The following is a 4,276-nucleotide window of genomic DNA, read 5'->3' on the forward strand; positions in this document are numbered from 1 at the left end:
CTCATTTCTATAACAAGTAGTATTTATTAGCTATAAGCATAAAACGATTAATCGCGGAAATTTTTAAACTGGAATGGTTGACCTAGATCAGCACCGCGTACAACTTGCATTGCTTCTTGTAGGTCGTCACGCTTTTTGCCTGTTACACGCACTTCTTCACCTTGAATAGCCGCTTGCACTTTTACTTTCGAATCCTTGATAGCTTTAACTACTTTTTTAGCCACGTCTTTTTCAATACCTTGCTTTAAAGCCACGTTACGGAATACATTTTTACCCGCACGAGAGATCTCTTGTAGCTCAAGACTTGATACATCCATTCCGCGCTTTGATACTTTATTAGCTAAAATATCAAATAACTGCATTACTTGAGCATCAGCTTCAGCTTTGAGCTTAATGGTTTTGTCGTTCAGCTCAATAGAGGCATCAACCCCTCTAAAATCAAAGCGAGTGTCAAGTTCACGATTCGCGTTATCTACCGCATTTTGCGCTTCGTTCATTTCTACTTCAGATACAATGTCAAATGAAGGCATGAGTTTCTCCTAGCAAATATTTAAAATTAATATAGTAGTGATTATACCTGTAATTTAATAAATCTTTGCACCTTTGTGAATGTTATTCAGGTGCGGTACTAAATATATTTGATATACTGCCGGTTCATTTTTAAGCTATTTAGGATTTTCTGTGACTAGGCGAATTTACCAAGCACTATTTTTACTCAGTATAGTGGCCTTCACATTTTTGTTTGCCAAGGAGATCAAAGGCGCTGCAAACTTATTTCCTCACGTAGATAAAGTCGCGCATTTTGGTATTTTTTTCATTCTAGCCGTCGTGATGGACAAAGCATTTAAAATTCCTTTATGGCTACAAATATTAGTTTTAGCAGGTTACGGTGCGGCTATTGAAATAATGCAAGATATGCTGCCATATCGCCGAGCTTCATTTGCTGATTTTGTTGCCGACTTTATAGGCGCAGCAAGTTACTTTGCCATTAAGCTAACTTTTCATGTAGGGAAAAAAAACCGCGATGGCTAATATCTTAGTTGTTGGCGATGGCGCAATTGGTTTGTTATACAGCCACTTTTTAAGTGCTGAGCACACGATAACCCTTGCCACCCGAAGTAGAAATAGCCAAACTAAGTATACTTACCAGGCAGGCTTCGAAAAAAAAGCAATCAAGGTTAATATCGTAACAAACGAAATACCCAATAAGCTTATAAAAACCCCTTTCGATACTATTATTTTCGCTGTTAAAGCTTACCAATTAGTAGATGCGTTTAACCAATTTATACCTTATACAGCAAACACCTGTAATGTGGTTTTGTCTCATAACGGTATGAGTGATTTATCGTCACTACAAAGCCAATTAAAAACAGAACAAGGTTTATATTTTTTAACCACTCGGCTGGCGGGTTTTAAGAATTCACCAACCAATGTGATACATACAGGGTTAGGCGAAAGTGTTTTGGGCAGCTGTAACCAACAAGCAACAAAACAAAAAGAAGCAGTAAGCAAACAATTGACAGCCATTCCAGAGCTCTACTTTAGCGAACAAATCGAGCTGTTACGTTTTAAAAAATTGCTTATCAATATAGCAATAAACCCACTGAGTGCTTTATATAACGTAAAAAACGGCGCACTTCGCACTCCTTATTTTAGCGGGAAAATTCTTAACCTTTTAAATGAAGCCTGTAATGTAGCCAACGCCCTAGGTGTTAAAGTAATCCTTAGCGAAGCACTTCAACAAGCTTACCTGGTAATGGCTGAAACCCAAGATAACTACTCGTCAATGCAGCAAGATATGGCTCATAATCGCCAAACTGAAATAGAGGCAATGTGTGGGTTTATAAGCGAGCAAGGAAAATTATTAGCCATAAAGACCCCATGCAATGATGAGTTATTATATAAAGTACTAAACAGCTAATTTTAACAGGAGCTCCGCCGATTTTCTGTAGGCATGAGGTTATCTCGCGCTGTTGGCCCAACATCAAACCTTTTGCGTGGCGTAAAGTCCCACTTACGCAAGCTTAAACATCAATATCATGTCGTAGATTTAGCGTAATACAAGGCGCGAACTTGTTTGTGCGTGCCTTTTGCTTTCTCGGGGTAAATAACCATAAAAAAATGCGGTGTTAAACCGCATTTTTATTCTTATATAGCTCGTTAGTTATGGTTATGGGCGGTAAACCTTAACATTATCAAAACCTTGTTCGTGTAAAATAAGCGCTTGAAGTTGGCTCATCACACCTTTAGCGCAGTATAGATAATAGTCTTTATCTGTTGGTAGGTCACCAAACTTGGTCGCTAAACGGAAAAACGGTAAATGCACAACTTCTGTGTCATCAATTTTAAGCGGTTTAGCATCTTCTTCCTCTGGCGAGCGAATATCAACAACCACAGCACCGGCAGGTAAGCTTGTTACTGCTTCAGCTTCTTTAAGCTCTTGTTTAGCCTGTACATCAATGTCACGTATATCCATAATACGAGCATTATCGACAACAGTATCTAATACATCAAAATCAAATTTTTGTTCTTCGGCTTGAATTACACTTAACTTCGCTTTTACTGTTGGCTTTTTCGAAATCACACCACAATATTCTGGCATCGTTTCGGCCATTTCAGCAGTGCCGATTTTGCGGGCAATATCAATAATTTCTTGTTTATCATGCTGAATTAACGGGCGAAGAATTAAAGTCTCAGTGACCCGGTCAATAACACTCAAATTAGCTAGTGTTTGACTTGATACTTGACCAATACTTTCACCAGTAACCAGTGCATGCACGCCAAGCTTTTCCGCTACCTGACTACCTGCGCGCATCATCATACGTTTAAGTACTACGCCCATTTGGCCATTTTCTACGTTTTCGAGAATTTCGGCTACCACAGGTTCAAAGTCAACACTGATAAACTTAACTTTATGGGTGGAGCTAAACTGCTTCCAAATATAGTAGCTGGCCTGTTTTACACCAATCTCATGGGCTGCGCCGCCAAGATTAAAGAATAAAAAGTGCGTACGAGCGCCCTTTCTGATCATTTGATAACTGGCAACACCCGAGTCAAACCCGCCAGACATTAACGATAAAACATCTTCTTGAGTCGGCAGAGGGAAGCCCGCCATACCGTAATGTGTATGCGTAACGATATACGCTTTGTCATCTTTAATTTCTATACGAATTGTTACTTCAGGACGGCTTAATTTTACACTTGCGCCATCGACATGTTGATTTAAACCACCACCAACATAACGCTCAACGTCTGTTGAAGTAAACTCATGCTTACCTTGGCGCTTACAACGTACACAAAAGGTTTTTCCAACAACCGAGTGGCCAATCATATCGAGTGCTTTTTCGTAAATATCGTGCAGGTTTTCGTAGTTGGTTTCAGTTACTTCAATAAATTGCACTATACCAGGAATACGTTGTAGGCCATCAATAAAATCAAGACGCAATTGGGGCTCGTCTGATTTGGTAAGCACGGAGATGTTATCCCAGTTGTTTTTAACTTGTACTTTATCGTCAAGCTTGCGCAAAACAATTTTAATATTATTTTCTAACACTTTAGTAAAGCGTTTACGAACTGAACGGCTTTTAATAGCGATTTCAGGATGAAGTTTGACGATAAATTTAAGCATAGTTCACTCGTTAGACAATTTAAGATTTCATGCGCCCAGTACTGGGCGCGCGATTATAGCAAAAATCTAACGGCTATGAAATAACCTCTTAAGCCGACTCTGCTTGCTTAGCAAGTTGGCTATAATTGCTTTTTAGATGATTAATTTTTGGCAGGCTAGATTCCGTACAATAACTTTTAAGCAACATCAGAACCTTTAAAATACCATTGTAAATATCTTGCTGGAATAACTCACCGCTTAAACGCCGTGCTTTTACATAAGGTGTCCAAAAACTCACAGTAATTTTTAGCATGTGAGCAAGCTCCAATGTATCTTCATCGTCAACATTAATAACGCCACCATCACGCAGTCCTAAAACAATGTTACGCACTTGCTTTAACAAAGCGGATTGGAATTCTATATACTCTTTTTTTAAGACCTCATCACGCGATAAAATATCGCCTAGGTTGTCGTAAAAAAAGTGGAATTGCCACATTAGTTCAAATAATGAATCGAGGTAGCCAGTTAATAAATCAAAAGGATCATCATTTTCATTTACAGGAGCGAACTGAGTATGTAAGTGCTCACTATAAAGTGCGAAGATGTGTCGTATAATATCTTCTTTATTTTTAAAATGATAATAAAGATTACCAGGGCTAATCCCCATAT

The 4,276-nt window shown here is 38.7% G+C and carries 5 protein-coding genes; 2 read left to right on the forward strand and 3 right to left on the reverse strand.

The window, feature by feature from the left end; genetic code table 11:
* Positions 1–47: 47 nt before the first annotated feature.
* Entirely contained in the window at positions 48–530 is a 483-nt protein-coding gene (locus ACT3RM_RS16980) for a YajQ family cyclic di-GMP-binding protein (RefSeq protein WP_441993650.1), read from the reverse strand.
* A gap of 151 nt (positions 531–681) precedes the next feature.
* Here ACT3RM_RS16980 and ACT3RM_RS16985 point away from each other — a divergent pair, with 151 nt between their 5' ends.
* Positions 682–1,032, forward strand: a complete 351-nt coding sequence (locus ACT3RM_RS16985) for a VanZ family protein (RefSeq protein ID WP_441833815.1) — start codon at positions 682–684, stop codon at positions 1,030–1,032.
* Positions 1,025–1,921: a ketopantoate reductase family protein gene (locus tag ACT3RM_RS16990; protein WP_441995348.1), complete on the forward strand. Its 897-nt coding sequence runs from the start codon at positions 1,025–1,027 to the stop codon at positions 1,919–1,921. The genes ACT3RM_RS16985 and ACT3RM_RS16990 overlap by 8 nt, the downstream gene beginning before the upstream one ends.
* 249 nt (positions 1,922–2,170) lie before the next feature.
* On the opposite strand, the gene thiI is transcribed toward ACT3RM_RS16990, so the two are convergent.
* Complete coding sequence (gene thiI / locus ACT3RM_RS16995; RefSeq protein WP_441995350.1) at positions 2,171–3,628, reverse strand: tRNA uracil 4-sulfurtransferase ThiI; 1,458 nt, start codon at positions 3,626–3,628, stop codon at positions 2,171–2,173.
* 88 nt (positions 3,629–3,716) lie between these two features.
* Entirely contained in the window at positions 3,717–4,274 is a 558-nt protein-coding gene (locus tag ACT3RM_RS17000) for a TetR/AcrR family transcriptional regulator (RefSeq protein ID WP_441995352.1), read from the reverse strand.
* Positions 4,275–4,276 lie beyond the last annotated feature (2 nt).

Source organism: Pseudoalteromonas sp. AOP7-A1-14 (assembly GCF_052376275.1).
In the GTDB taxonomy this organism is placed as follows: Bacteria; Pseudomonadota; Gammaproteobacteria; order Enterobacterales; family Alteromonadaceae; genus Pseudoalteromonas.

What these genes read in the sequence shown, in the direction of transcription:
- thiI (WP_441995350.1), bottom strand. Translation starts at nt 3,628, where the DNA reads ATGCTTAAATTTATCGTCAAACTTCATCCTGAAATCGCTATTAAAAGC.
- ACT3RM_RS17000 (WP_441995352.1), bottom strand. Translation starts at nt 4,274, where the DNA reads ATGGGGATTAGCCCTGGTAATCTTTATTATCATTTTAAAAATAAAGAA.
- ACT3RM_RS16980 (WP_441993650.1), bottom strand. Translation starts at nt 530, where the DNA reads ATGCCTTCATTTGACATTGTATCTGAAGTAGAAATGAACGAAGCGCAA.
- ACT3RM_RS16990 (WP_441995348.1), top strand. Translation starts at nt 1,025, where the DNA reads ATGGCTAATATCTTAGTTGTTGGCGATGGCGCAATTGGTTTGTTATAC.